At 76.1% G+C, this 22,612-nt stretch carries 17 protein-coding genes and 1 rRNA gene; 3 read left to right on the forward strand and 15 right to left on the reverse strand.

The genetic code is table 11. The features are described 5' to 3' along the window. Positions 1-14 precede the first annotated feature (14 nt). From AC5L3Z_RS07590 to recN, 7 genes are all read right to left on the reverse strand, one after another. Positions 15-2,498 (reverse strand): hypothetical protein, encoded by a 2,484-nt coding sequence (locus AC5L3Z_RS07590; RefSeq protein ID WP_494840574.1) that lies wholly within the window; start codon positions 2,496-2,498, stop codon positions 15-17. After that, the gene (locus AC5L3Z_RS07595) at positions 2,498-3,664 is read right to left on the reverse strand and encodes a glycosyltransferase family 4 protein (protein WP_494840576.1); all 1,167 of its coding nucleotides are present in this window, start codon (positions 3,662-3,664) and stop codon (positions 2,498-2,500) included. Before AC5L3Z_RS07595 ends, AC5L3Z_RS07590 begins: the two co-directional genes overlap by 1 nt. A gap of 182 nt (positions 3,665-3,846) precedes the next feature. Continuing rightward, a complete protein-coding gene (gene murJ, locus AC5L3Z_RS07600) occupies positions 3,847-5,532 on the reverse strand; it encodes a murein biosynthesis integral membrane protein MurJ (RefSeq protein WP_494840577.1) in 1,686 nt (561 codons plus the stop codon). Position 5,533: 1 nt separating this feature from the next. Beyond that, positions 5,534-6,400, reverse strand: coding sequence for a hypothetical protein (locus AC5L3Z_RS07605; protein WP_494840579.1), 867 nt, complete (start codon positions 6,398-6,400; stop codon positions 5,534-5,536). Positions 6,401-6,458: 58 nt separating this feature from the next. Then, complete coding sequence (locus AC5L3Z_RS07610) at positions 6,459-7,394, reverse strand: copper transporter (protein WP_494840580.1); 936 nt, start codon at positions 7,392-7,394, stop codon at positions 6,459-6,461. 28 nt (positions 7,395-7,422) lie between these two features. After that, positions 7,423-8,601: a putative cytokinetic ring protein SteA gene (steA, locus tag AC5L3Z_RS07615; RefSeq protein ID WP_334534308.1), complete on the reverse strand. Its 1,179-nt coding sequence runs from the start codon at positions 8,599-8,601 to the stop codon at positions 7,423-7,425. Between the two features lie 113 nt (positions 8,602-8,714). Further along, the gene (gene recN, locus AC5L3Z_RS07620) at positions 8,715-10,478 is read right to left on the reverse strand and encodes a DNA repair protein RecN (RefSeq protein ID WP_494840582.1); all 1,764 of its coding nucleotides are present in this window, start codon (positions 10,476-10,478) and stop codon (positions 8,715-8,717) included. Positions 10,479-10,559: 81 nt separating this feature from the next. Here recN and AC5L3Z_RS07625 point away from each other — a divergent pair, with 81 nt between their 5' ends. After that, entirely contained in the window at positions 10,560-11,561 is a 1,002-nt protein-coding gene (locus tag AC5L3Z_RS07625) for a helix-turn-helix domain-containing protein (RefSeq protein ID WP_494840584.1), read from the forward strand. Between the two features lie 45 nt (positions 11,562-11,606). Here the strand turns inward: AC5L3Z_RS07625 and AC5L3Z_RS07630 are convergent, their stop codons facing one another. The 5 genes from AC5L3Z_RS07630 to AC5L3Z_RS07650 all read right to left on the reverse strand — a co-directional run bounded on the left by AC5L3Z_RS07630 (position 11,607) and on the right by AC5L3Z_RS07650 (position 18,316). Then, positions 11,607-15,338, reverse strand: a complete 3,732-nt coding sequence (locus AC5L3Z_RS07630) for a S8 family peptidase (RefSeq protein ID WP_494840586.1) — start codon at positions 15,336-15,338, stop codon at positions 11,607-11,609. A gap of 219 nt (positions 15,339-15,557) precedes the next feature. Next, a complete protein-coding gene (locus AC5L3Z_RS07635) occupies positions 15,558-16,442 on the reverse strand; it encodes an NAD kinase (RefSeq protein ID WP_334534298.1) in 885 nt (294 codons plus the stop codon). Continuing rightward, positions 16,439-17,380: a TlyA family RNA methyltransferase gene (locus AC5L3Z_RS07640; protein ID WP_494840588.1), complete on the reverse strand. Its 942-nt coding sequence runs from the start codon at positions 17,378-17,380 to the stop codon at positions 16,439-16,441. Before AC5L3Z_RS07640 ends, AC5L3Z_RS07635 begins: the two co-directional genes overlap by 4 nt. Before the next feature lie 20 nt (positions 17,381-17,400). Beyond that, positions 17,401-17,706 (reverse strand): hypothetical protein, encoded by a 306-nt coding sequence (locus tag AC5L3Z_RS07645; RefSeq protein ID WP_494840590.1) that lies wholly within the window; start codon positions 17,704-17,706, stop codon positions 17,401-17,403. Between the two features lie 28 nt (positions 17,707-17,734). Then, positions 17,735-18,316 (reverse strand): phasin family protein, encoded by a 582-nt coding sequence (locus tag AC5L3Z_RS07650; protein WP_494840592.1) that lies wholly within the window; start codon positions 18,314-18,316, stop codon positions 17,735-17,737. Between the two features lie 112 nt (positions 18,317-18,428). Between AC5L3Z_RS07650 and AC5L3Z_RS07655 the strand changes: the two genes are divergently transcribed. Continuing rightward, positions 18,429-18,764, forward strand: coding sequence for an SCP2 sterol-binding domain-containing protein (locus AC5L3Z_RS07655; RefSeq protein WP_334534286.1), 336 nt, complete (start codon positions 18,429-18,431; stop codon positions 18,762-18,764). A 36-nt stretch (positions 18,765-18,800) separates the two neighbouring features. On the opposite strand, the gene AC5L3Z_RS07660 is transcribed toward AC5L3Z_RS07655, so the two are convergent. Further along, the gene (locus AC5L3Z_RS07660; protein ID WP_494840595.1) at positions 18,801-19,817 is read right to left on the reverse strand and encodes an HAD-IIA family hydrolase; all 1,017 of its coding nucleotides are present in this window, start codon (positions 19,815-19,817) and stop codon (positions 18,801-18,803) included. Continuing rightward, positions 19,814-20,791 (reverse strand): tetratricopeptide repeat protein, encoded by a 978-nt coding sequence (locus AC5L3Z_RS07665; protein ID WP_494840653.1) that lies wholly within the window; start codon positions 20,789-20,791, stop codon positions 19,814-19,816. The genes AC5L3Z_RS07660 and AC5L3Z_RS07665 overlap by 4 nt, the downstream gene beginning before the upstream one ends. A gap of 3 nt (positions 20,792-20,794) precedes the next feature. On the opposite strand from AC5L3Z_RS07665, the gene AC5L3Z_RS07670 reads away from it, so the two are divergent. Further along, entirely contained in the window at positions 20,795-22,447 is a 1,653-nt protein-coding gene (locus tag AC5L3Z_RS07670; RefSeq protein ID WP_494840597.1) for a hypothetical protein, read from the forward strand. Between the two features lie 90 nt (positions 22,448-22,537). On the opposite strand, the gene rrf is transcribed toward AC5L3Z_RS07670, so the two are convergent. Next, positions 22,538-22,612: ribosomal RNA gene (gene rrf, locus AC5L3Z_RS07675) — 5S ribosomal RNA — on the reverse strand; the annotation flags it as partial.

The raw sequence follows: 22,612 nt of genomic DNA on the forward strand, positions 1-22,612 counted from the left end.
GGGCGCGGACCCGGTCACGGGGCCGCGACCTCGGTCGATGTCGCGGCGGCGTCGCCCGGGGTACGCGCCGACGGCACGCTGACGTTCGGACCGCCCCCCGCCGGACGAGCCGCGCCGTCAGCACGCCCGTCCGGCTCCCCGTCGCCGGCGGAGCGGTCCGGACCGGGTCGATCGCGGTCGGCCGCGTCGGACCGTCCGGGTTCGGCCGCGTCCACGGCGGCGGGCCCGCGGCCGGTCCCGGCCCCGCCCCGGGTACGCCCGGAGCCCTCGTCGCGGCCGGCCGCCGCGCCGGGTTCGGCGACCAGGTCGCCGCTGTCGACGACGCCCCCGTCCGGGCCACGGTCCGGGGCATCGCCGACCGGCGGGCCGCCCGACCCGTCCCCGCGCTGCCGTCCGGCACCGGGCTGGGTGCGGTCGGTGGAATGGTCGAGCACCCGCAGCGAGGCCAGCGCCGCCATGGGCACCACCAGCGCGGCGGCGGCCCCGGCCACGTCCAGCGCCGAACCGCCCAGCAGGCCGCCGAAGACCGCCGCCACGGCGGTGCCGGCCAGCGCCGCCCGGATCGCCGGGTAGATGCCGAACAGCCGCATCAGCCCGCCCCACGGCTGGAGCAGCGCGAACCAGACCAGCAGGGCGCCGACCACGGCGAGCACGGTGAGCGGGCTGTTGACCAGGGTCTGGAAGTTGGCCGTGCTGACCCGGTGCACCGTCAGCCCGCCGGTGCCGTCGGCCAGCGCGGCGAGGAACCGGCCCAGGGCGGCCCGCTCCTCGGCCGGCCGGCGCACGTCCACCACGGCGAAGCCGACGGTCACCGCGAATCCCGCCATGGCCGCCCAGACCAGCCGGCTCACGGTGAGCCAGCCACCGGTGCTGATCGCGGCGGCGACGGCCACGCCGGCGGTCAGCGCCACCGCGCCGATCGGATCCGACCCGAAATACGGGCTGCCCACGACCACCACGGCGGCCCCGCCGACGGCGACCGTCACCATGGGCCGCCAGCCCCGGCGTACCCGCTGGGCCAGCCAGCCGGCGCTGAGCAGCGACCCGGCGAGGAAGACGCCGAGGCCCACCGTGCCCAGCCCGGAGAAGCGGCCACCCTCCAACGCCGAGTAGCCGACCACGCCGTTGAGCTGCAACCGCGACCCGCTGAGCACGTCCGCGCCGAGCACCAGGGTGGCCAACCCGGCGACCGCGCCGAGCGGGCCGAGGGTGCGCTCGTGGCCGGGGGCGAACCGGACCAGGGCGGTGCCGGCGGCGATCAGGGTCACGGTGGCCAGGCCGAACCACAGGCCGGCGCGGTCGCCGCGCCACCAGGGCACCACGTCGGCGAGCAGGGCGGCGGGCACGGCCAGCGCGGCGGCCACCAGCATCAGCTCCACGGCCGCCACCACCCGCCGGGACACCGGCGGCGGACTGTGCGGGCCGGCGAGCCGGCGGGCCCGGCGCAGCAGGGGCAGCACCGTCACGGCCAGCGCCACCTGCGCCGCGGCGAGCAGGGCGAAGAACCAGCCGGCGACGGTGCGTTGCGCGCCCGCCTCCCGGTCGGCGTCGACCGGCCGACTGATCGCGGTCGCCAGGTCGTCGGGGCGACCGTCGACGCGGACCGCCGCGCGGCCGAGGAAGAGCCGCTCCGGGATCGGCCGGCCCAGCGCGGCGAGCGCGGTCGGGGCCAGGTCGACCAGTTGCAGGTAGCCCGCCCGGCCGGTGCTGGCCGAGGTCAGCCAGCCGCGCTCCCAGCCGGGACCGTCGGCGACGGCCACGTGCAGCCGGGACGGCGTGCCGGTGTCGGAGACCCCGGCGACCATGACGAGGGAGCGGGGCGGCCGGGCGGCCAGCACCCGGGCCAGCGCGGCGTCGGCGGCGCGGGCCTCGGCCCGGCGGGTGGCCGGATCGTCGGCGGCCACGGTGCCCAGGTCGACGATGCTGAGCACGCAGGAGCCGAGCAGCGGAGCGGGGTCGGCGGGCAGGCGCGGGGCGTACCGGTCGACCCGGCCGAAGGGGCGGGCGGCGGCCACGGCGGCCCCCGGTCCGACCGCCACCGAGCAGCGCACCGACTCCGACAGCGACCCGGGCACGGTGCCCCAGGGCAGCCGGTCGAAGTTGTATCGGACCACGCTCTCCTGGGCGGGCAGGTTCGCCCCGATCCGGTCCGGCTGTTCGACGGTCACCGGGGCGGAGGGGCAGCCGTCGGCCCGGCGGCTGCCGTTCCAGGCGGCGTAGCTGCCGGCGCCGAGGGTGAGCCAGCCGTCGGTGGGACAGGTGGGGCGGTGCGCGGAGCGGGTCGACAGCGATCCCATCGAGCCCTGCTCCGCCATCCGCCACAGGGTCGGCGTGGTCTGCGGGTCGACGTCGTCCCAGCGCAGCCCCGCCACCCCGGCGAGCACCACGAAGTCGGCGGTGCGCTGCGGCGCGCCGGTGTCCGGCCGGGCCGCCAGCGCGGTGACGCCGAGCACCACCACGAGCAGGGTGAGCAGGACCGGGGTGAGTCTGCGCAGCATCACCGGCGTCCCGTCGACGGGGCGTCCGCGCCGGGGGCCGCCGGCCCGGCGGCGTCGGGGCCCAGCTCGGCGTAGAGCGACAGCAGCGCGGCGACGGTGTCCTCCTCGGTGGGCCAGGTGGCGGCCCGGGCGGCGCCGCGCCGGGCCAGGTCGGTGCGGAGGCTCTCGTCGTCCAGCAGCGACCGGACCGCCGCGTCGACCGCGTCGACGTCGCCGGCGGGCACCAGCACGGCGGCGTCGCCGACCAGCTCCGGCAGCCCGCCCACCGCGGTCGCGACCAGCGGTACGCCGGCGCGCAGCGCCTCCTGGGCGAAGAGCTGGCGGGCCTCCCAGTCGCTGGTGACCACGGCCAGGTCGGCGCCGGCGAGCAGGTCCGCCACGTCGGTGCGGTGCCCGAGCAGGGTCACCGGCGCCCGCGCGGTGGAGATCCGGGCCGCCAGTTGCAGGTACGCGGGGCCGCTGCCGGCGATGACGACGACCGGCGGCGGGGTCCGGGTACGCCAGCGGGCCGCGGCGTCGACGAGCACGTCGTACCGTTTCTGCGGGTGCAGCCGGCCGACGGAGAGGATCAGCGGTTGGTCGGCCACGACGCCGAACTCGGCGCGGACCGCGGCCCGGCGGCGGCGCGGGGCGGGCAGGGCCGGCGCGGCGACCGGGGCGAGCCGGGCGTCCGCGGCGCCCAGCGCGACGGCGCGTTCGACCAGGTCGGCGGAGGCGCCCAGCGCGACCCGCGCGGAGCGGGCGACGATCCGCTCGGCCAACCGGGACAGCTGCCCCCGCAGGCCACCGGCGAGCACGGCGTTGTGCCAGGTCACCACCAGCGGCGCGGCGGGGCGGGCCAGCGCGGCGACCAGGCCGGCGCGCAGGCCGTGCGCGTGCACCACCCGCGCCGGTTCGGCGGCGAGCGCCCGACGCAGGGCGGCAACCGCCCGACCGTCGGCCGGGGTGGGGCTGGCCGGGATCTCCACCGGGGCGAAGCGGGCGCCGACGCCGGTGAAGTCGAACTGGTCCTCGGTGGCCGCCGGTCCGCAGACCAGCACCGGTACGCCGGCCCCGGTCAGCCCCCGGGCCACGGACCGGACGTGTTGGCCCACCCCACCGGTGCTGGAGGCGAGCAGCAGGACCACGGTGCCCTGCCGGCGGGACGCCGGCGTCGGCTCGGTCATCGGTGCCGACCTTTCGTTCGCGACTGCGGGGCTCGCAAACCCGGCTCACTCCTCGCGCTCACCGGTGCCGACCTTTCGTTCGCGACTGCGGGGCTCGAAAACCCAGCTCACTCCTCGCGCTCACCGGTGCCGACCTTTCGTTCGCGACTGCGGGGCTCGCAAACCCGGCTCACTCCTCGCGCTCACCGGTGCACCGTCTCCTTCCCGTCACCCCGTTCCGGCGGGATACCGTCCTGGAGGTCGCGCGCCGGCGGGCGCCGCCGCCGGATCCGGCGCAGCGCCCCGGCGAGCAGCGGCTGGACGTCCGGCCGGTCCGTCAGCCCGGCCACGACGAGGAACACGACGCCGACCACGGCCCCGGACAGCATGCCCTGAACGAGTGCCTGCGATGTCGTCGGGGTGCCGTCCCCCGCCGCCCCGACGACGCGCGCGGCGGCCACACCGGCCGGCGCGGCCAGCGCGGCGGCGAGCAGCCCGGCGGCCGTCGCACGGCCCACCCCGGCCAGGGCGGGCCGGCCGGCGGCCCGGAGCACGGCGACGACCAGCAGCGCGCCGAGCACCAGCATCCCGACCGAGTTGGCCAGGGCGACCGCGAGGACCCGGTCCGCGGTGGGCAGCAGCGCCGCCAGCGCCACGGCGGCCAGCGGCACCACCAGCCAGCCGGTGGTGATGGCGGCGGTGGCGGCCCGGGTGGCGCCGCGGGCGTAGAGCGCCCGGGACAGCACCGCGAAGAGTCCGTAGCCGACCAGGCCGGGAGCGAAGCCGGCGATCGCCGCGGCGGTGGGCGTCACCGCCGCGTCGCCGAAGAAGAACCGGGCCACCGGTTCGGCGACGCCGACCAGGGCCGCCGCGCCGAGGAAGCTGAACAGCAGCACCCCCCGCACCGTCGAGGCGAGGGTCGTCCGGTAGCCGTCCTCGTCGCCGACGGTGGCGGCGGCGGTCAGCGTCGGGTACGCCGCGACCGCGAGGGGCACCGCGAGCACCGCCCACGGCAGCAGGTACATCGTCTGGGCCAGGTTGTAGACCTGCGGCGAGCCGGTCGGGCCCCCGGAGACCCGGTTGAGGATCACCACCAGCGCGGCCTGCTGGGCGGTGACGGTGACCGCGCCCGCCAGCGCCAGCCCGCCGACCCGGGCCCGGACGTCGGCGCTGAAGGCGTACCCGGGGCGCAGCGGCAGGCCGAGCCGGCGCAGCGGGACCAGCAGGGACAGCGAGAGCGCCACCACGCCGAGGGTGGTGCCGCCGGAGAGGATCAGCTCCCCGGCCCGGCTCACCTCGCCGACCGCGGCGCCCCGGCCCTGGGTGGCGCCGAAGACCAGGTAGACCACGATCACGGTGAGGCTGGACAGCAGCGGCGCGATCACCGGCCAGGCGAAGCGGCGGTGCGCCTGGAGCACCCCGGTCAGCACGATGCCGATGCCGTACAGCGGCAGCTGGGGTGCGAAGACGCGCAGCATCCGGGCGCCCGCGGCCAGTTCCGCCGGGGAGCGGGCCTCGCTGATCACCGCGACGATCGGGTCGGCGAGCAGCGCGACCAGCACCGCCAGCGGCACCAGCAGGGTCACCGTCCAGGTCAGCAGCGCGCCGGTGGTGGCGGCCACCGCCGTCCGGTCGCCGGCCGCGACCGGTCCGGCCAGCAGCGGTACGACGAGACTGGCCAGGGCGCCCCCGGCGACGATCTCGAAGATGATGTTCGGGACGGTGTTGGCGATCACGTACATGCCGCCGAGGTCGCTCTGCTGCACGACCCAGGTGAACACGGCGGTCCGGCCGAAACCGGCGAGCCGGGCGACGACGGTGAGCACGGCGATGAGCGCGGCCGCTCCGGCCACCCGGCCGGCGCCGGCGAGGGGTGCCGGTCTGGTCACGTCAGTCGGTGCGCCGGCCCAGCGCGTCGAGCTCACGCAGTCCCGGGGTGCGCTGGATCACCTGGGTGAAGCTGACCTTCTCGCTGGCGGCGGTGAGCCCGGCCAGCGCGGCGAGGATCCCCGCCCGCCCGAGCGGCCCGCTGCGGGCGGCGAGTGCGACACCGAGCAGCGCGCCGAGCGCGTTGGCGCCGCTGTCGCCGACCATCACCCGCTCGTCCAGGTCGGCCTCCAGCAGCCCGGAGGCCGCGCCGAGGGCGCCGGCGGCGATGCCGCCGTGCGGGCCGCGGGTCAGCGGGGCGCCCAGCAGCAGGCCCGACTTCAGGGCCCGGCCGGGACGCAGGTCGAGCAGGTTGAGCAGGTTGGCGGTGCCGGCGATCACCCCGGCGCCGAGCAGTACGTCGACGGTGCGCCCGAGCGCGCCGTGGCGCTGCCGGCGGGGGTGCGCGGCGACCTCGGGGTCGGCGGCGAGCAGCGCGGCCGCGCCGAGGCCGACGGCGCCTACCCCGACGATCTTGACCAGGCCGGCGGTGACCCGCCCCTCACGCAGCGCCGCGAGGTGGCCGGTGAAGCCCTTGGCCGCCTTCTGCTCAGGACGCGCGCCGACCACGTCGTCGTAGAGCCCGACCGCGCCCGCGCCGGCCCCGGCGAGCAGGGCCGCGCCGCCGGCCGGGGCGCTGGGCGCGCCGAGCGCGGCCGCCGTGACGGCGCCGACGGTGAGCGCCGGGCCGGCCGCCAGGGTGACGGTCCGGCCGCGGAAGTTGGTCCGTTCCAGCGTCGGCGCGGGCGGCGCGATGGAGATCTCCCGCAGCGCGTAGCGGGCGGTGGCGGCTCCGGCGACGGCGACCAGCAGCCGCCCCAGGGCCCTCACGCGGCACCGCCGGACGGGACGCTCGGGTGGACTCCGGTCAGCCGGGTACGTGGTTCGCTCACTGGGGCAGTCTAGGCAACAGGGAGGCGTTGTCGGCGACGCCGTACTGCCCGGCCTTCTTCTCGGTGAGCTGCTGCACCAGCGCCAGGCTGGTGACCAGCTGGCCCTGTACGGTGTTGGCGTTGTCGACGGTGGAGATGGTCTGGGCGAGCACCGGGTCGGCCCGCACCACGGCGACCAGGTTGCCGCCGGCCGCGCCGTTGCCGGCGACCACGATCGCGCCGGTCCGGTCGAACTGCTCGGCGACCTTGACCACCGACTCGTCCTTGGTGGCGGAGTCCTTGTCGACGTACGGCTGCCCGTTGACCACCACCACGGCCTCGGCGGGCCCGGTGACCTTGTTCTCCGTGGTGAGGTACCCGGCGTTGGAGTACGCCGCCAGCACCGCCCGGCGGTCGGCCTCGGTGACGGTCGTGGCGCCCTGGGCGGGGTCGAGCAGGACGCTGGCCAGCAGCGCGCTGGAGGTCTCCACCCCGTTGCCGTTGCCCGGCAGCGCGGAGGCGGGCGCGGTGGGGCGGGCGGCGGTGACCGCCAGCTCCAGCAGGTTGGTGTTGTTGTCCGGGTCCACGTACTTGTCCTGCAGGTCGACCCGGCCGGTGACGTCGGCCCCGGCGAGCTTGAGCATCTCCAGCACGCCCTCGGTCTGGTCCCGGCCGGTGGGCATGCTCAGCACCAGCACCCGCTTGCCGGTGAGCTTGCCCGGCAGGACGACCTGCGCCATCTCGGCGGCGAAGTCCTCCTCCAGCTCCAACTCCTTCTGGAGGCTGTTGACCGACTGGCGCATCTGCTGGTTGTCCTTGCGCAGCGCGTTGACGTTCTCCTTGAGGGAGTCGGCCACCGGGCCGTTCAGGGCTGCCGTGCCGACCACCAGGCCGATCGCCAACGCCAGGAAGACCGCGGTCAGGGACACCACGTGGTACCGGAAGTTGATCACGCTTACTGCCTCTTGATCGGTCGGGGAGTCAGAAGAGCTGGCCGAGCTGGAACACGAAATTGTCCCACCACTCCGAGACCACGCCCAAATACGCCTTGCCGACGGTGGAGACCGCCACCGCGGAGGCCATCGCGGCGATCGCCGAGAGGACCAGCAGCAGCAGCGACGAGCCGGAGATGCTCTGCCGGTAGAGCCGGCTCACCCCCTTGGCGTCGACCAGCTTGCCGCCGACCTTCAACCGGGTGAGGAAGGTCGACGCCATCCCCCCGCGACCCTTGTCGAGGAACTCCACCAGGGTGGCGTGGGTGCCGACGGCGACCAGCAGCGAGGCGCCCTTCTCGTCGGCCAGCAGCATGGCGAGGTCCTCGCTGGTGGCGGCGGCCGGGAAGGTGATCGCCGGCACGCCCAGCCCGTTCACCCGGGCCAGGCCCGGCGCCCGTCCGTCCGGGTACGCGTGCACGATCACCTCGGCGCCGCAGCGCAGCACGTCGTCGGTGACCGAGTCCATGTCCCCGATGATCATGTCTGGGGTGTAGCCCGCCTCGACCAGCGCGTCCGCCCCGCCGTCCACGCCGATCAGCACCGGCTTGAACTCCCGGATGTACGGGCGCAGCACGTCCAGGTCGGCCTTGTAGTCGTAGCCCCGGACCACGATCAGGCAGTGCCGCCCCTGCACCTGGGTCTGGATGTCCGGTACGCCCACCCCGTCGAGCAGCAGGTCGCGCTCCTGGCGCAGGTAGTCCATGGTGTTGGCGGCGAACGCTTCCAACTGCACCGACAGGCCCTCCCGGGCGTCGGCCATCGCCTTGGCGACCGTCTCGACGTCCTGCAGCTCGCCGTGCGCCACCGGTTCGTCGCCGACGTAGACGGTGTTGCCCTCGATCCGCACGGTGTCGCCCTCGCGGATCTGCTCGAAGACCCCCTCCCCCAGGTCGTCCAGGAGCGGGATGCCGGCGGCGACCAGCACCTCGGGGCCGAGGTTGGGGTACCGGCCGGAGACCGACGGCTTGGCGTTGAGCACCGCGGCGACACCGACGGCGACCAGCGAGTCCGCGGCGACCCGGTCCAGGTCGACGTGGTCGATGACCGCGATGTCGCCGGGGCGGAGCCGGCCGGTCAGCCGCTTGGTACGGCGATCGAGGCGCGCGGTGCCGACGACTGAGCCCGGTTCGGCGTTCCGGGTCCGGCGCAACGTGGGTAGACGCATCGTGACCATCCTGGCATGTGGGGCAGGCTTTTCTGTCGCGACATGCCTGAGCAGGGCCGCCTACCCAGGGAAGCACACGAGAGCGCAGGCCGGTGTGCTTGCGCTCACAATCGTCATGCTCGGGGCCGCCTTTCCTTGGCCGCGACGGCCAGGAGCTCCTCGGCATGGGCGATACCCAGGTCCGAATCCGGCAAACCCGCGAGCATCCGCGCCAGCTCCCGGGCCCGCTCGGTGTCCTCCACCACCCGCACGCCGCTGGTGGTGACCGCTCCCCCGGTGTCCTTCGCCACCACCAGGTGCCGGTCGGCGAACGCGGCCACCTGCGGCAGGTGGGTGACCACCAGCACCTGGTGGCTGCGGGCCAGCCGGGCCAGCCGACGACCGATCTCCACCGCCGCCTGGCCGCCGACCCCGGCGTCCACCTCGTCGAAGACCAGCGTGGGCGGGCCCCCGGAACCGGCGAAGACCACCTCGATGGCGAGCATCACCCGGGACAGCTCACCGCCCGAGGCGCCCCGCTGCAACGGCAGGGAGGGCGCCCCCGGGTGGGCGAGCAGCCGCAGCTCCACCTCGTCGGCGCCGTCCGCGCCGACGCCGACCTCGGCGCCGTTGACGGTCAGGGTGGGCTCGCTCTTCCCCGCCGCGCGGGGCAGCACCGCCACCTCGATCCGGGCGTGCGGCATGGCCAGCCCGGCCAGCTCGACGGTGACCTGGTCGGCGAAGCGGGCTGCCGCCTCCTGCCGGGACGCCGACACCCGCCCGGCGAGGTCGGCCACCTCGCCGGCGAGCCGGGTGGCCTCCCGGTCCAGCTCGTCGAGGAGCTCGTCGGAGGTGTCGAGGTCCGACAGCCGGGTGCGGGCCCGCTCGGCCCAGGCGACCACCCCGTCGACGTCGTCGGCGTACTTGCGGGTCAGCGCGCGCAGAGCGGCCCGCCGCTCGTAGATGGTCTGCAACCGGGCCGGGTCGGCGTCCAGGGACGCGAGGTACGCCGACAGCTCCGCCGAGACGTCGCCGACCAGCGTCGCCGCCTCCTCCAGCCGGGCCGCCAGCTCGCCGAGGGCCGGATCGGTGCCGGCCTGCGCCTCCAGGGTGCGCCGGGCGGCGCCCAGCAGCGCGGTCGCGTCGGGCGTCTCGTCGGTCGCATCGACCCCACCGGCGACGCACTGGTGGGCCAGCTGCGCCGCGGTGCGCAGCCCCTCGGCGTGCTCCAGCCGCTGCGCCTCGGCCTTGAGCTCGTCGTCCTCGCCGGGCTGCGGGTCGACCCGGGTGATCTCGTCCAGGCCCAGCCGCAGCAGGTCGGCCTCCTGGTTGCGCGCGCGGGCGTTGCGCCGCCGGTCGGCCAGGTCGTCGACGACGTGCCGCCACCGCCCGTACGCCTCGCGCAGCGCGTCGAGCAGCTTCTCGTGCTCCGGGCCGGCGAACCGGTCCAGCGCGGCCCGCTGCTCCGCCGGACGGAGCAGGCGCAGCTGGTCGGACTGGCCGTGCACCGCCACCACCTGCTCGCCGACCTCGCCGAGCATCGACACCGGCATGCTCCGGCCGCCCAGGTGCGCGCGGGAGCGGCCCTCCAGCGTGACCGTGCGGCTCATCAGCAGCGAGCCGTCCTCGTCGGGCTCCCCACCGGCGTCGACGATCCGGGCGTGCACCGTGTCGGCGACCCGACCGGCCAGGCGCAGCCGCCCCTCGACCACCGCCCGGCCCGGCGCGGCGCGGACCCGCCCGGCGTCGGCGCGGCCACCGAAGAGCAGGCCCAGACCGGTCACCACCATGGTCTTGCCGGCACCGGTCTCGCCGGTGATGACGTTCATCCCGCCGGTCAACGGCAGCGTCGTGTCGTCGATGACGCCCAGTCCGGTGATGCGCAGCTCTTCCAGCACAGCACCCGACAGTAGACGCGGCCCCCGACAGTTGACCAGCCGACGCGGGCGCCCCGGGGGCCGCCCGTACGATCACCGGTCGTGGAGAGGACGAGCGTCGGAGGGCAGGTGCTGCGGATACTCGGCCTGGGCGAGGACGAGGAGCGGGTCTACCGGGCGCTGCTGCGGCTCTGCGCCGCGCACCCGGCGGAGCTGGCCCGGCAACTGGCGTGGCCGGCCGACCGGCTCGGCCGGGCGCTGGACGCGCTGCGGGACCGGGGGCTGGTCACGCCCGCCGGCGTCGGACCCGACTCGCCGCTGCGGCCCCTGCCGCCGGACGTGGCCCTCGGCGACGAGCTGCTGCGCCAACAGCAGTCGCTGGACTCCGCCCGCCGCCGGGTCGCTCAGCTGACCGAGGAGTACCGGGCCGGCGTCCGGCGCCACGACGCCGACCACCTGGTGGAGATAGTCACCGGCGCCGACGCGTTGCGCGCCCGGCTGCGCCGGTTGCAGGACGACGCCCGCACCGAGGTGCTGTGGTTCTGCCGGGCCAACCCGCTGGCCATGCCCGGCCCGGAGAACGTGGAGGAGTTCGCCGCGCTGGCCCGCGGGGTCAGCTACCGGGCGATCTACGAGCGGGATCTGCTGACCGAACCGGGCGCCCTGGCCGACGTGGAGAAGGCGGTGGGCAGCGGCGAGCAGGCCCGGGTCATCGACCGGCTTCCGGTCCGGCTGGCCATCGCGGACCGGACCACCGCGGTCTGCCCGCTGGTGCCCGACCGGGCCAGCGGCGCGCCGAGCGCCGCGCTGATCGGCCGCAGCCAGCTCCTCGACGCCCTGCTGGCCCTCTTCGAGACCCACTGGCTCGCGGCCACCCCGCTGCGGCCCGGGACGGGACCGCCGCCCGACGACGGCGGCCCCGGCGCGGACGAGCGGTTGCTGCTCTCGCTCTTCGTCGCCGGGGTGCCGGACAAGTCGATCGCCTCGCAGCTCGGCGTGAGCCGGCGCACCGTCCAGCGGCGCCTCGCCGACCTGATGACCCTGGCCGGGGTGGACACCCGGCCGGGGCTGGCCTTCCAGGTCGCCCGGCGGGGCTGGATCTGAACGGGGTCCGGGCGGGGCGGCTCGGCGCCGCCCCGCCCGACCTGGTCAGCGCAGGCCGTACGCGTCGACCACGGTCTGGTCGACGGTGTTCCCGGCCCGGTCGCGGGCGTGGGCCCGCAGCGACACCGTGCCGTGCCCGGCGGGCACCTGCGCGGTGAACCGGGTGCCCGAGCCGCGCACCGGCACGGTCCGCCAGTTCTGCCCGCCGTCGAACGACACCTCGACCCGCAGGCTGGTGCCGGTCGGCGCCGGTACGCCCGCCGGCTGGCGCAGCGTCAGCTCCAGCTGGTGCGGACGGCCGCCGGCGACCTCACCGCGCAGGTCGGCCGGGACCCGGTAGTCGACCTGGAGCAGCGGCAGCGGCTGGGCGGTCTCCCCGGCCGGGCGGGCCGAGGTGAACTCCCAGGCCGTCTCGGTCCGGGTCGCCCAGCGCCAGTCCTCCGAGGCGCGCCGGGTGGTCAGGTCCAGCCGGTAGCGGGCCGCCGCCGCGGTGGTGGACACCGGGGCCCAGCCGTCGGAGAGGTCGGCGATCTGCTGCCCGTCGCGGCTGAGCCGCGCCTCGACGTCGTCCTGCTCCTCGCCGAAGCCGGCCGGGGCGTGGTGCCCTTCGGCGTCGACGAACTCGGCGACCCGCAGGTCGAGCGTGTCCCCGGTGCGGGTGGGCACCGGCGCTCCGCCGGTGGCCGGCACGGCCGGCCGGACGACCGGGGCGTACCAGCTCTCGGTCGCCCGGTCGTCGCCGGTGTACCGCCGGGCCTGCTCGGTGAGGCCGCCCAGGAGCGGACCCCAGTCCGACCACATGAGCTTGTGCAGCACCCGGTGCTGCCACCAGGAGTCACCGGCGCTGACGTACTCCCGCCGGACGGTGCCGGTCTGCACGATCCGCTGGTCGTCGACCATGGTGACCGTCTGCCACGGACGCCAGCCGAACCGCTGCTCGGTGGCCCAGTCGAGCCCGCCGGTCTCGCCGTAGCGGGCGGTCACCTCGGCGGTGTTCTCCGCGGTCACCGTGTGCGTGATCCGCTCCGGGATCCGGTCCGCGGAGACCTGGAACACGTCGTACAGGTAGGGGCTGTTCGCGGTGAGCGTGAGTTCCAGCGTCGCGCTGCCGGTCCTGGCCGCGGCGATCATCCGCTGCCCGTCGTCGTGGGCCACCGCCATCGCCGGGACGGGCAGCCGCTCCCCGGCCGGACGCCAGACCGTCCACGCGCTGAAGTCCGCCGGGCGGACCACGAGCACCGCCGCCGCGCCGGCCGCCGCGGCCGCCGTCACCTGGTCGTTCTCGGACACGTCCGGGCTGGCGGTGAGGAGCACGGCCGCCCCACGGGCGCGCGCCAGCTCACCCGCGGTCCCGGTGCCGGCGAAGACCAGCGGGAGCTTGCGCCGGCCGGCGGGCGCCGGCGAGTGGCCCATCAGGTTGATGTCCAGCGGGCCGGACACCCCGGTGATCCGGGCGTCCACCATCGGCGCGACCAGCTGCCACCGGGAGGCGAACTCGAACTCGCCGGAGCGCACCGGCCGGGTCGGGGTGACGTTGAGCTGCTGAACCGTGCTGAACGCCATCACCGAGTGGTCGACCTGCCGGCCGTTGCCGAAGACCCGGTGCTCGTAGAAGTTGAGCGCCGCCCGCTGCTCGGTCGGCTTCGGGGTCTCGATCCGCACGGGCGTGCCCTTGCGCGGGTCGAGCACCACGGTGACGTCCCGGTCGACGATCAGCTCCGGGTCGGTGACCAGGGTGAGCTGCTCGTCCAGCGGAACGCCGTGCTCGATGAGCGACTGCAGCAGGTACGGGCCCTCCTCCACCTGGGTCCTGATCACTTTGCCGGGAAGGAGGTAGTCGAGCAGGTCCGAGTCGGAGTGCTCACCGAAGAGCGTGACCACCGGCGCCATCCCCGGCTTGCCGGCCATGTCCAGCGCGCGCAGGGTGACGGTGTGGATCGGGCCGCTCAGGGTGAGCGCGACGGCGGTGCGGACCGTGACCCCGTCCGCGCCGGTCGCCACCAGCCAGCCACCGTACGTGCCGCGGTCCAGCTTCGCCGGGTCGGCGCGCAGCGGAACGGCGACGCTGCCGCCGGCCGGGACGGTGACCTCGGTACCCACCGAGACGCCGTCCGGCTCAGCCGTGTCGGTGTCGAGGTTGCGCAGCTCCAGCGCCAGGCGCAGGGTCTGCGCGGCGGCGGTGCCGTTGGTGTACGTCACGGTCCGCTCGACCGCCGCCGCGCCGGTGGCCAGCCGACCGAAGTCGACGGTGGCCGAACCGTACATCCGCTGGGTCAGCGCCCGCGGCACGTCGACCCGGCCGGTGCCCTGCTCGAAGACGGTCAGCCCCGGCGTCGGCTTCGTGGTGCTGACCAGCGCGTCCTTGAGCTGGCCGGCGGTCCAGTCGGGGTGTTCCTGGGCGAGGATCGCGGCCGCGCCGGCGATGTGCGGGGTGGCCATGGAGGTGCCGTTGGCCCGGGTGTACGCCTCGCCCACCGCGGTGCCCATGCTGGTGCCCGCGGCCCGGGCGGCGACGATCCCGACGCCGGGCGCGGTGATCTCCGGCTTCACGCCGCCGTCACCGATGCGCGGGCCGCGGCTGGAGAAGTCCGCCAGCTTGTCGTCGCGGTCCACCGCGCCGACGGTGAGGGCCGCGTTGGCGGCGCCCGGCGAGCCGACGGTGTTCGCCGCCCCCTCGTTGCCCGCGGCGACGACGAAGAGCGCGCCGGTCTCGGCGCTCAGGTCGTTGAGCGCCTGGCTCATCGGGTCCGTGCCGTCGGTCGGGTTCCCGCCGAGGCTCATGTTGATCACCTTCGCGCCGGAGCGGGCGGCCCACTCCATGCCGGCGATGATCCCCGAGTCGTAGCCGGAACCCGAGTCGTCGAGCACCTTGCCGACCAGCAGCCGCGCGCCCGGCGCGACGCCCTTGCGCAGCCCGTCGGAGGCGTCGCCGCCGCCGGCGATGGTGGACGCCACGTGGGTGCCGTGGCCGTGCCCGTCCTGCGCGCTGCCGGTGCCGCTGAAGTCCTTCGCCTCGACGATCCGGCCGGCCAGGTCGGGGTGGTTCGCGTCGACGCCGGTGTCCAGCACCGCGACCTCGACGCCCGCGCCGTCGCGCCCGGCCGCCCAGGCCGCCGGCGCGCCGATCTGCGGCACGCTGTGCTCCAGGTCCGCGTGGACCCGCCCGTCCAGCCAGACCCGGTCGATGCCGGCGCCGAGCCGGGCCGGCGCGCCGGCGGCGGTACGCGCCGACGGCGTGCCGCGCAACGTCGTCCACAACCCGCCGAGGTCGCTCCTGCCGACCTTCAGCGCGGCGCCGTTGATGCTCTCCAACGGCCGGGCGGCGGTGGCTCCGGCGAGCGGACGGACCCGCCCACCGGCCGGCTGCTGGTAGCGCACGATCAGCGGCAACGCGCCCTGGGCGGCGTCGCCGTACCCGTCGGCGACGAGTTCCTGCACGTCGAACAGGTCCGAGTCGAGCACCCCGGCGGAGACGTACGGAATGACGTCGCTGGGCAGCACCCGCAGCCCGCCGTCGGCCTGGATGGTCTGGAAGGTGATCCGCTCCCGGCCGGGGCCGGGGTGGACGGTGGCGGCGACCCGGCCGGAGGCGGCGGGCGCGAGCTCCACCTGGTCGCCGGTGATCAGGGTGACGCGGGCGGGCGCGGCGCCCGGGGCGGTCGTGGCCGGACTCGGGCCACTGGGCCGGGCGGGCGGGTCGGCGGACGCCGGTACGGCGAGCCCGACCACCAACGCGCCGACCGCGCCGGCACTGAGCCAGCGTGGGGACCGGTGCATGCGATGCTCCTCTACTCCGGGGCCGGCCTCGGGGAGGTCGGCCCACCGGAGTCTGCGCCGAAGATCATCCGTTGGTCACTAGGGCGGCCGCGCCGCACCGGCGACATGTCGCCAGGTGGACACGGGGCAGCCGCGACCCGAGCGCCGCGTGTCCGGCACGTTGCCGGCGTACCACGGGCCGGGCGACCGGTGGCGTCGGCCGCACCGCCCGACGGGCGCTCAGCGCCGGCTGCCGCGCCAGCCCTGCACCGGCAGCGCGAACTTCGCCACCAACCGGTCGGTGAACGGCCGGGCCCGCAGCCGGACGATGCGCACCGGCAGCGCCCCGCGACGCACCGTCACGCGCGCGCCCGGAGGCAGGTCGAAGACCCGACGACCGTCGCAGGAGAGCACCGCCAGGGTGGTGAACGGGTCCACGGTGATGGAGAACGTCGAGTCCGGCGCGGTCACCAACGGCCGGCTGAACAGCGCGTGCGCGCTGATCGGCACCAGCAGCAGGGCCTCCACCTCCGGCCAGACCACCGGCCCGCCACCGGAGAACGCGTACGCGGTGGAGCCGGTAGGGGTCGCGCAGACCACGCCGTCGCAGCCGTACCGGGACAGCGGCCGGCCGTCCACGTCCACGAGCAGCTCCAGCATCTGGGCCCGCTCGCCCTTCTCGACGCTGATCTCGTTGAGCGCCCACGACTCGATGGTCGGCCCGCCGTCGAACTCGGCGGTCACGTCGAGGGTGAGCCGTTCGTCCACCGTGTAGTTGCGCCCCACCACGTCGCGGACCGCCACGTCCAGGTCGCCGATCTCCGCCTCGGCCAGGAAGCCGACCTTGCCCAGGTTGATGCCGAGCAGCGGCACCTTGGCCGGCCGGGCCAGTTCGGCCGCGCGCAGGAAGGTGCCGTCCCCGCCGAGGGCGAAGACGATCTCGGCGCCCTCGGCGGCCTCCGGGCCGGTCACCGGAACCACGCCAGGCAGGTCGAGGTCGTCGGCCTCCTCGGCCACCACCCGCACCTCGAAGCCGGCGGAGATCAGGTCGGCGGCGACGGCCCGGGCGTGTTCGGTGCTGCGCCGGCGACCGGTGTGCGTCACCAGCAGCGCGGTGCGGCTCACCGGGCCACCCGCTCGTCCGTGCCGCAGGGGCCCATACCGTCGCTCTGGCTCACCGGACCAGCCTCTCCTCTGCCGCTCACCCTGTCACCACCCCCGCTGACGTCCGCCGGCAGGTCACCGGCGAGGGCAGGGCCCTCGGGCCCGGCCGCCACCACGGCGCGGACCCGGTCGGGGTCGGCCGCCGGGGCGTCCCGGCGTAACCATACGAAGAACTCGACGTTGCCGCTCGGTCCTGGCAGGGGGCTGGCCGCCACGTCCGCCAGGCCCAGCCCGAGCCCGGCCGCGGTGGCGGCCACGTCGAGCACCGCCTCGGCGCGCAGCGCCGGGTCGCGGACCACGCCGCCGGCGCCCACCCGTTCCCTGCCCACCTCGAACTGCGGCTTGACCATCAGCGCCAGGTCGCCGTCGGCCCGGGTGCAGCCGGCCAGCGCCGGCAGCACCAGGCGCAGCGAGATGAACGACAGGTCGGCCACGGTGAGGTCCACCTCGCCGCCGATGACCTCCGGGGTCAGCGTACGGACGTTGGTGCGTTCGAGGACCCGTACGCGCTCGTCGGTGCGCAGCGGCCAGGCGAGCTGGCCGTAGCCGACGTCCACCGCGACCACCTCGGCGGCGTCGGCGCGCAGCAGCACGTCGGTGAAACCGCCGGTGGAGGCGCCGGCGTCGAGGCAGCGCCGCCCGGCGACGGTGAGCCCGCCCGGCGCGAACGCGGCGAGCGCGCCGGCCAGCTTGTGCCCGCCCCGGGAGACGTACTCGGAGCCGGGGTCCTCCCCGGTGACCAGCAGCGGATCGGCCGGGTCGACCATCGCGGCGGCCTTGCGCGCCGGCACGCCGCGCAGCTGGACCCGGCCGGCCTCCACCAGCGCGGCGGCCTGCTCGCGGGAGCGGGCCAGGCCGCGACGGACGAGTTCGGCGTCGAGTCGGGTACGACGTGCCATGGGGTGGTTCTCCGGTCGGTTCAGGCCTGGTCGATGGTGGCGAGGGTCTCCCGCAGCGTCTGGTAGGCCGCCTCGTACTGGGCGATCTGATCGGCCGGCGGGAGCCCCTCGGCGTTGATCATCGCCTGGACGGCGGCGTCGACGGCCGGGTGGTGGCCCTCGTCGACGTCCTCAGCCGGCCCGGGGTGCGGCGGCGGGCCCGGGCGGGCACCCGGCGGGCCGGGACGCGCGCTGTCCGTCGCCCCGTGACGGGCGTCCGGCGGGGGCCCCGGGCGAGGGCCGGGCCGGACGTGCGGCGGCGGGCCGGGTCGGAACGGGCCGGTCACCGGCGAATCCCGCCGCGGGCGGGCGCGGTCACTGCTCGCCGCCGGTGGTGCGCTTCCGCGGGGCGGCCTTCTTCGCCGGCGGGACCGCGCCCTCGCCCGAGGTGCCGGCCAGGGCGGACGGCGCCCGCTTGGCGACGGCCTTCTTCGCCACCGCCTTCTTCGCCACCGCCTTGGTCGGGGCGGGCACCGGGACGTCGGCGCCGCCCGCCCCGGCCGGGGACGGGGCGCCCGGGGCAGCGCCGGACGGCGCGCCGCTCGGACCGCCGGTGGGCTCGTCGGACGCGGACGGACCCGCGGTGGACGGTCCTCCCTTGGCCTCCCGGAGCTGCCGTTCCAGCTCGTGCACCCGGCGGGTCAACTCGGCCACCTCGTCGGCGGTGGCGAGCCCCACCGCGCCGAGCGCCCGGTCCACCTCGAAGCGCACCAGCTTGGTCAGCGCCTCCCGGTTCGCCGTACCGGTGGAGACGAGTTCCTCGGCGAGCGCCTGCAACTGGGCGGCGGTGGCGCCACCCGTGCCGACCACCCGACGCACGGCGTCCTGGGCCTTCTTCCGGGGCGCCTCCGTCAGGCCCATGGCCAGCTCGAGGTAGGCGCGCCACGCGTCCTGCATGCCTGAGTCCTTCCGCGGGGCGGGGGTGTGCGGGTCTCACGCTACCGGGCGCCCCCGGGAACCCGTTGCGGTACGGTGCCGGGGAACGGCGTGGCGGGCGTGAGGAGACGAAGTGGCCGGCGTGGACGAGTGCCGAGAGGCGTTGCGGGAGCTGGCGGCCCGGCTGGACCGGCACGCCGACATGCAGGAGCGCATCGACCTGAACCGCACCCTCGCCTGCCGGGTCACCGACCTCGGGACCGCGTTCCACGGCCGGCTCGAAGGTGGCCGGCTGGTCGACCTGGCCGACGGCGACGACCCCAAAGCCAAGATCGCGTTGGTGACCGGAAGCGACGACCTGATCGCACTGGTACACGGTCAGCTAGACATCACCAAGGCGGTCGCCGCCCGCCGGATCTCCATCAAGGCCAACCCGTTCGACCTGTTGAAGCTCCGCAAGCTGCTCTGAGCGCCGCCCCGTCGGGGACCTGCCGGGGCGGGACGGTCAGGCCGGAAGGCCGAGGGCCGCGAGGACCCGCTCCGCCTCGGGTGACGCCGGCCGCACGGCCGACTCCCCCGCCGCCCACGCGGCGGCGCAGAGCGCGGCCAGCGCGTCCAGCGGCCGTCCGGCGCCGCGCAGTTCCAGCCCACCCGCCACCGGGGCGGTGGACCAGCCGCCGACCGCCGGCTCGCCGGGGACCCGGATCACGGCCGCCGGGTCGAAGAGCCCGGCCAGGTCCCGGGCGACGTACGTCGGCCGCCGCTCCTCGGGCGCCGCCAGCAGCTCGGGCACGTCGCTGACCCCGGTCAGCACCAGCAGGCTGTCCAGCCCGGCGCGGCGGGCACCCTCGATGTCGGTGTCCAGCCGGTCGCCCACCACCAGCGTCCGGCCCTCGCCGGCCCGGCGGGCGGCGGTGGCGAAGAGCGCCGGTTCGGGCTTGCCGACCACCAGGTCCGGCGGCCGGTTCAGGGCGTGCCGCAACGCGGCCACCAGGGACCCGTTGCCGGGCAGCGGGCCACGCCCGCTGGGCAGGGTCCGGTCGGTGTTGGTGGCGACCCAGGTCGCTCCGGCCCGGATGGCGACCGACGCCTCGGCCAGGTCGACCCAGCCGACCTGCGGGCCGTACCCCTGCACGACCGCGGCGGGTGACTCGTCGGCCCGGCTGACCGGGGTGAGCCCGGCGGCGCGGATCTCGGCGCGCAGCGCCTCCGCCCCGACCACCAGCACGGCGGCCCCGGCGGGCAACCGGTCGCGCAGCAGCTCGGCGGCGGCCGCGGCGGAGGTGAGCACCTCCTCCGGCCGCGCCACGACGCCCATGCCGGTGAGCAGTTCGGCGACCTCGCTGGAGCGGCGGGAGGCGTTGTTGGTCGCGTACGCCACGGCCCGGCCGTCGGCGCGCAGCCGTCCGACGGCCTCGACCGCGCCGGGGATCGGCCGGTCGATCAGGTAGATCACGCCATCCAGGTCGAACACGACCAGGGCGTACCCGTCGACCAGCCGATCCCCGGCGCCATCGGTCATCGCTGGTCCGGCTCCTCGTCGGCGCCGGCCGGGCGAGCGGGCGCGGTCGGCGCGTCGCCGGCCGGGTTCCCGGCCTCCGGCGCGGACGCCGTCGACTCGTCAGCGGGCGCGTCCCCGTCGAGGTCGTCGTCCTCGTCGTCCCGGTCGCCCTCGTCGTCCCGGTCGTCCTCGTCCTCGAGGTCGTCCTCGTCCTCGAGGTCGTCCTCGTCCTCGAGGTCGTCCTCGTCCTCGAGGTCGTCCTCGTCCTCGAGGTCGTCCTCGTCCTCGAGGTCGTCCTCGTCCTCGAGGTCGTCCTCGTCCTCGAGGTCGTCCTCGTCCCGGTCGTCGTCGAGGTCGTCGTCGTTCTCGTCCCGGTCGAGGTCAGCGGCGGCACCGACGAGGTCGGCGTCCGGACGCGCCGGCACGGCACCGGGGGTGCCCGGGCCGGCGGCGATCTCCTCGCCCGACTCGTCGTCCTCGTCGTCGCCCTCGATCACCACGCCGTCGAGTTCGAGCAGCCGCTCGGCCGCGTCGGTCTCACCGTCGGTGTCCACGTCGGCGGCGCGGGAGAACCACTCCCGGGCCTCCTCGCGCCGGCCGACCGCGAGCAGCGAGTCGGCGTACGCGTAGCGCAGCCGGGCCGTCCACGGCTCGGTCGCCTCGGCGGTCAGCTCGGGAACCTGGAGCATCGCGACCGCGGCGTCCTTCTGGCCGAGGTCACCCCGCGCGCCGGCGGCCACGATCAGCAGCTCGATGGCGACGAGCTGATCGAGCTTCTCCCGATCCGCGCCGCGGAACAGGTCGATCGCCCGCTCGGGGCGACCCAACGCGCGCTCACAGTCGGCGAGCACCGCCAGGTGGCTCTGCAGCCCGGTCATCCGGTGGTACGTCCGCAGCTCGGCGATCGCCGTCTGCCACTCCCCGGCGTGGTACGCGGCCAGCCCGACCGCCTCCCGCACCGCGGAGATCCGCGAGGCGAGCCGCCGTGCCGCCATCGCGTGGGCGAGCGCCTCGGCCGGGTCCTCGTCGATCAGCTGACCGGTCGCGACCAGGTGCCGGGCGACGGTCTCCGCCACCGGCTTGTTCAGCGAGAGCAGCTCGGCCCGGACGGCGGTGTCGAGGTCGCTAGCGGAGATCTCGTCCGGCAACGCCGGCGCGGCCGTACGGCCCCCCTCGACCTCGTCGCGACGCTCCCGGTCGGGGCCGAAGCCCTCTCGGCGGCGGTCGTCGAACCCGCCGCGGTCGTCGCGACGCGGCCGGTCGCCGTAGCCACCCCGCTCGCCGTAACCGGCGCGGTCCCCGTGCGGCCGGTCGCCACCGCGGTAGCCACCCTCACGGGGCGCGCCGCCCTCACGACGGTCGCCACCACGGAAACCGCCCTCACGCGGAGCGCCACCACGGAAGCCACCCTCACGGGGCGCGCCGCCCTCACGACGGTCACCACCACGGAAACCGCCCTCACGGGGCGCGCCGCCCTCACGACGGTCACCACCACGGAAGCCGCCCTCGCGGGGCGCGCCGCCCTCACGACGGTCACCACCACGGAACCCACCCTCGCGGGGCGCGCCACCCTCACGGCGGTCACCGCCGCGGTAGCCGCCTTCACGCGGCGGGCCACCCCGGAAGCCACCCTCACGCGGCGCGCCGCCCTCACGACGGTCACCGCCACGGAAGCCACCCTCGCGGGGACCGGAACGGAAGCCGCCCTCACGGCGGTCACCGCCACCGAAGCCACCCTCACGGCGGTCACCGCCACGGAAGCCACCCTCGCGCGGGGCCTCGCCGTCGCGGCGGAAGCCACCCTCACGGGGACCGGATCGGAAGCCGCCCTCACGCGGGGCGCCACCCTCACGACGGTCGCCACCACGGAAACCGCCCTCACGGCGGTCACCGCCACGGAAGCCACCCTCGCGCGGGGCCTCGCCGTCGCGGCGGAAGCCACCCTCACGGGGACCGGATCGGAAGCCGCCCTCACGCGGGGCGCCACCCTCACGACGGTCGCCACCACGGAAACCGCCCTCACGGCGGTCACCGCCACGGAAGCCACCCTCGCGCGGGGCCTCGCCGTCACGGCGGAAACCACCCTCGCGCGGACCGGATCGGAAGCCGCCCTCACGACGGTCACCGCCACCGAAGCCGCCCTCGCGACGCTCACCGCCACGGAAGCCACCGCCACGGGGGCCATCGCCGTCGCGGCGGAAGCCACCCTCACGCGGCGCGCCACCCTCACGACGCTCGCCACCACGGAAACCGCCCTCGCGGCGGTCGCCGCCACGGAAGCCACCTTCACGCGGCGCGCCACCCTCACGGCGGTCGCCGCCACGGAAGCCGCCCTCACGCGGCGGGCCACTCCGGAAGCCACCTTCGCGCGGCGCACCGCCCTCACGGCGGTCGCCGCCACGGAAGCCACCCTCACGCGGGGCGTCGCCGTCCCGGCGGTAACCACGGGAGTCGCCGTCGCGGGTACCGGAGCGGAAGCCGCCCTCACGGCGGTCACCGCCGCGGTAGCCGCCGGCGTCACGTCCACCGCGGTCGTCGCGGTCTCCGCGGTACGGCGGACGGTCGTCCCGGCGCGGGGCAGCGCCCCGGCCCTCCGGACGGTCGGCGCGGTCTTCGTTGCGACGCGGACGATCTCCGCCCTGCGGTCCTGAACTCACAGGTACATCCTTCCTCATTGCGCCACCAAAGGCGCTACGCAGTCGAGGGCCGACCCGAATGGGGCGGCCCTCGACTGGAAGATTGTCCGGCGGCGTCCTACTCTCCCACACCCTCCCGAGTGCAGTACCATCGGCGCTGGAGGGCTTAGCTTCCGGGTT

The sequence above is a fragment of the Micromonospora sp. LZ37 genome, assembly GCF_059359015.1.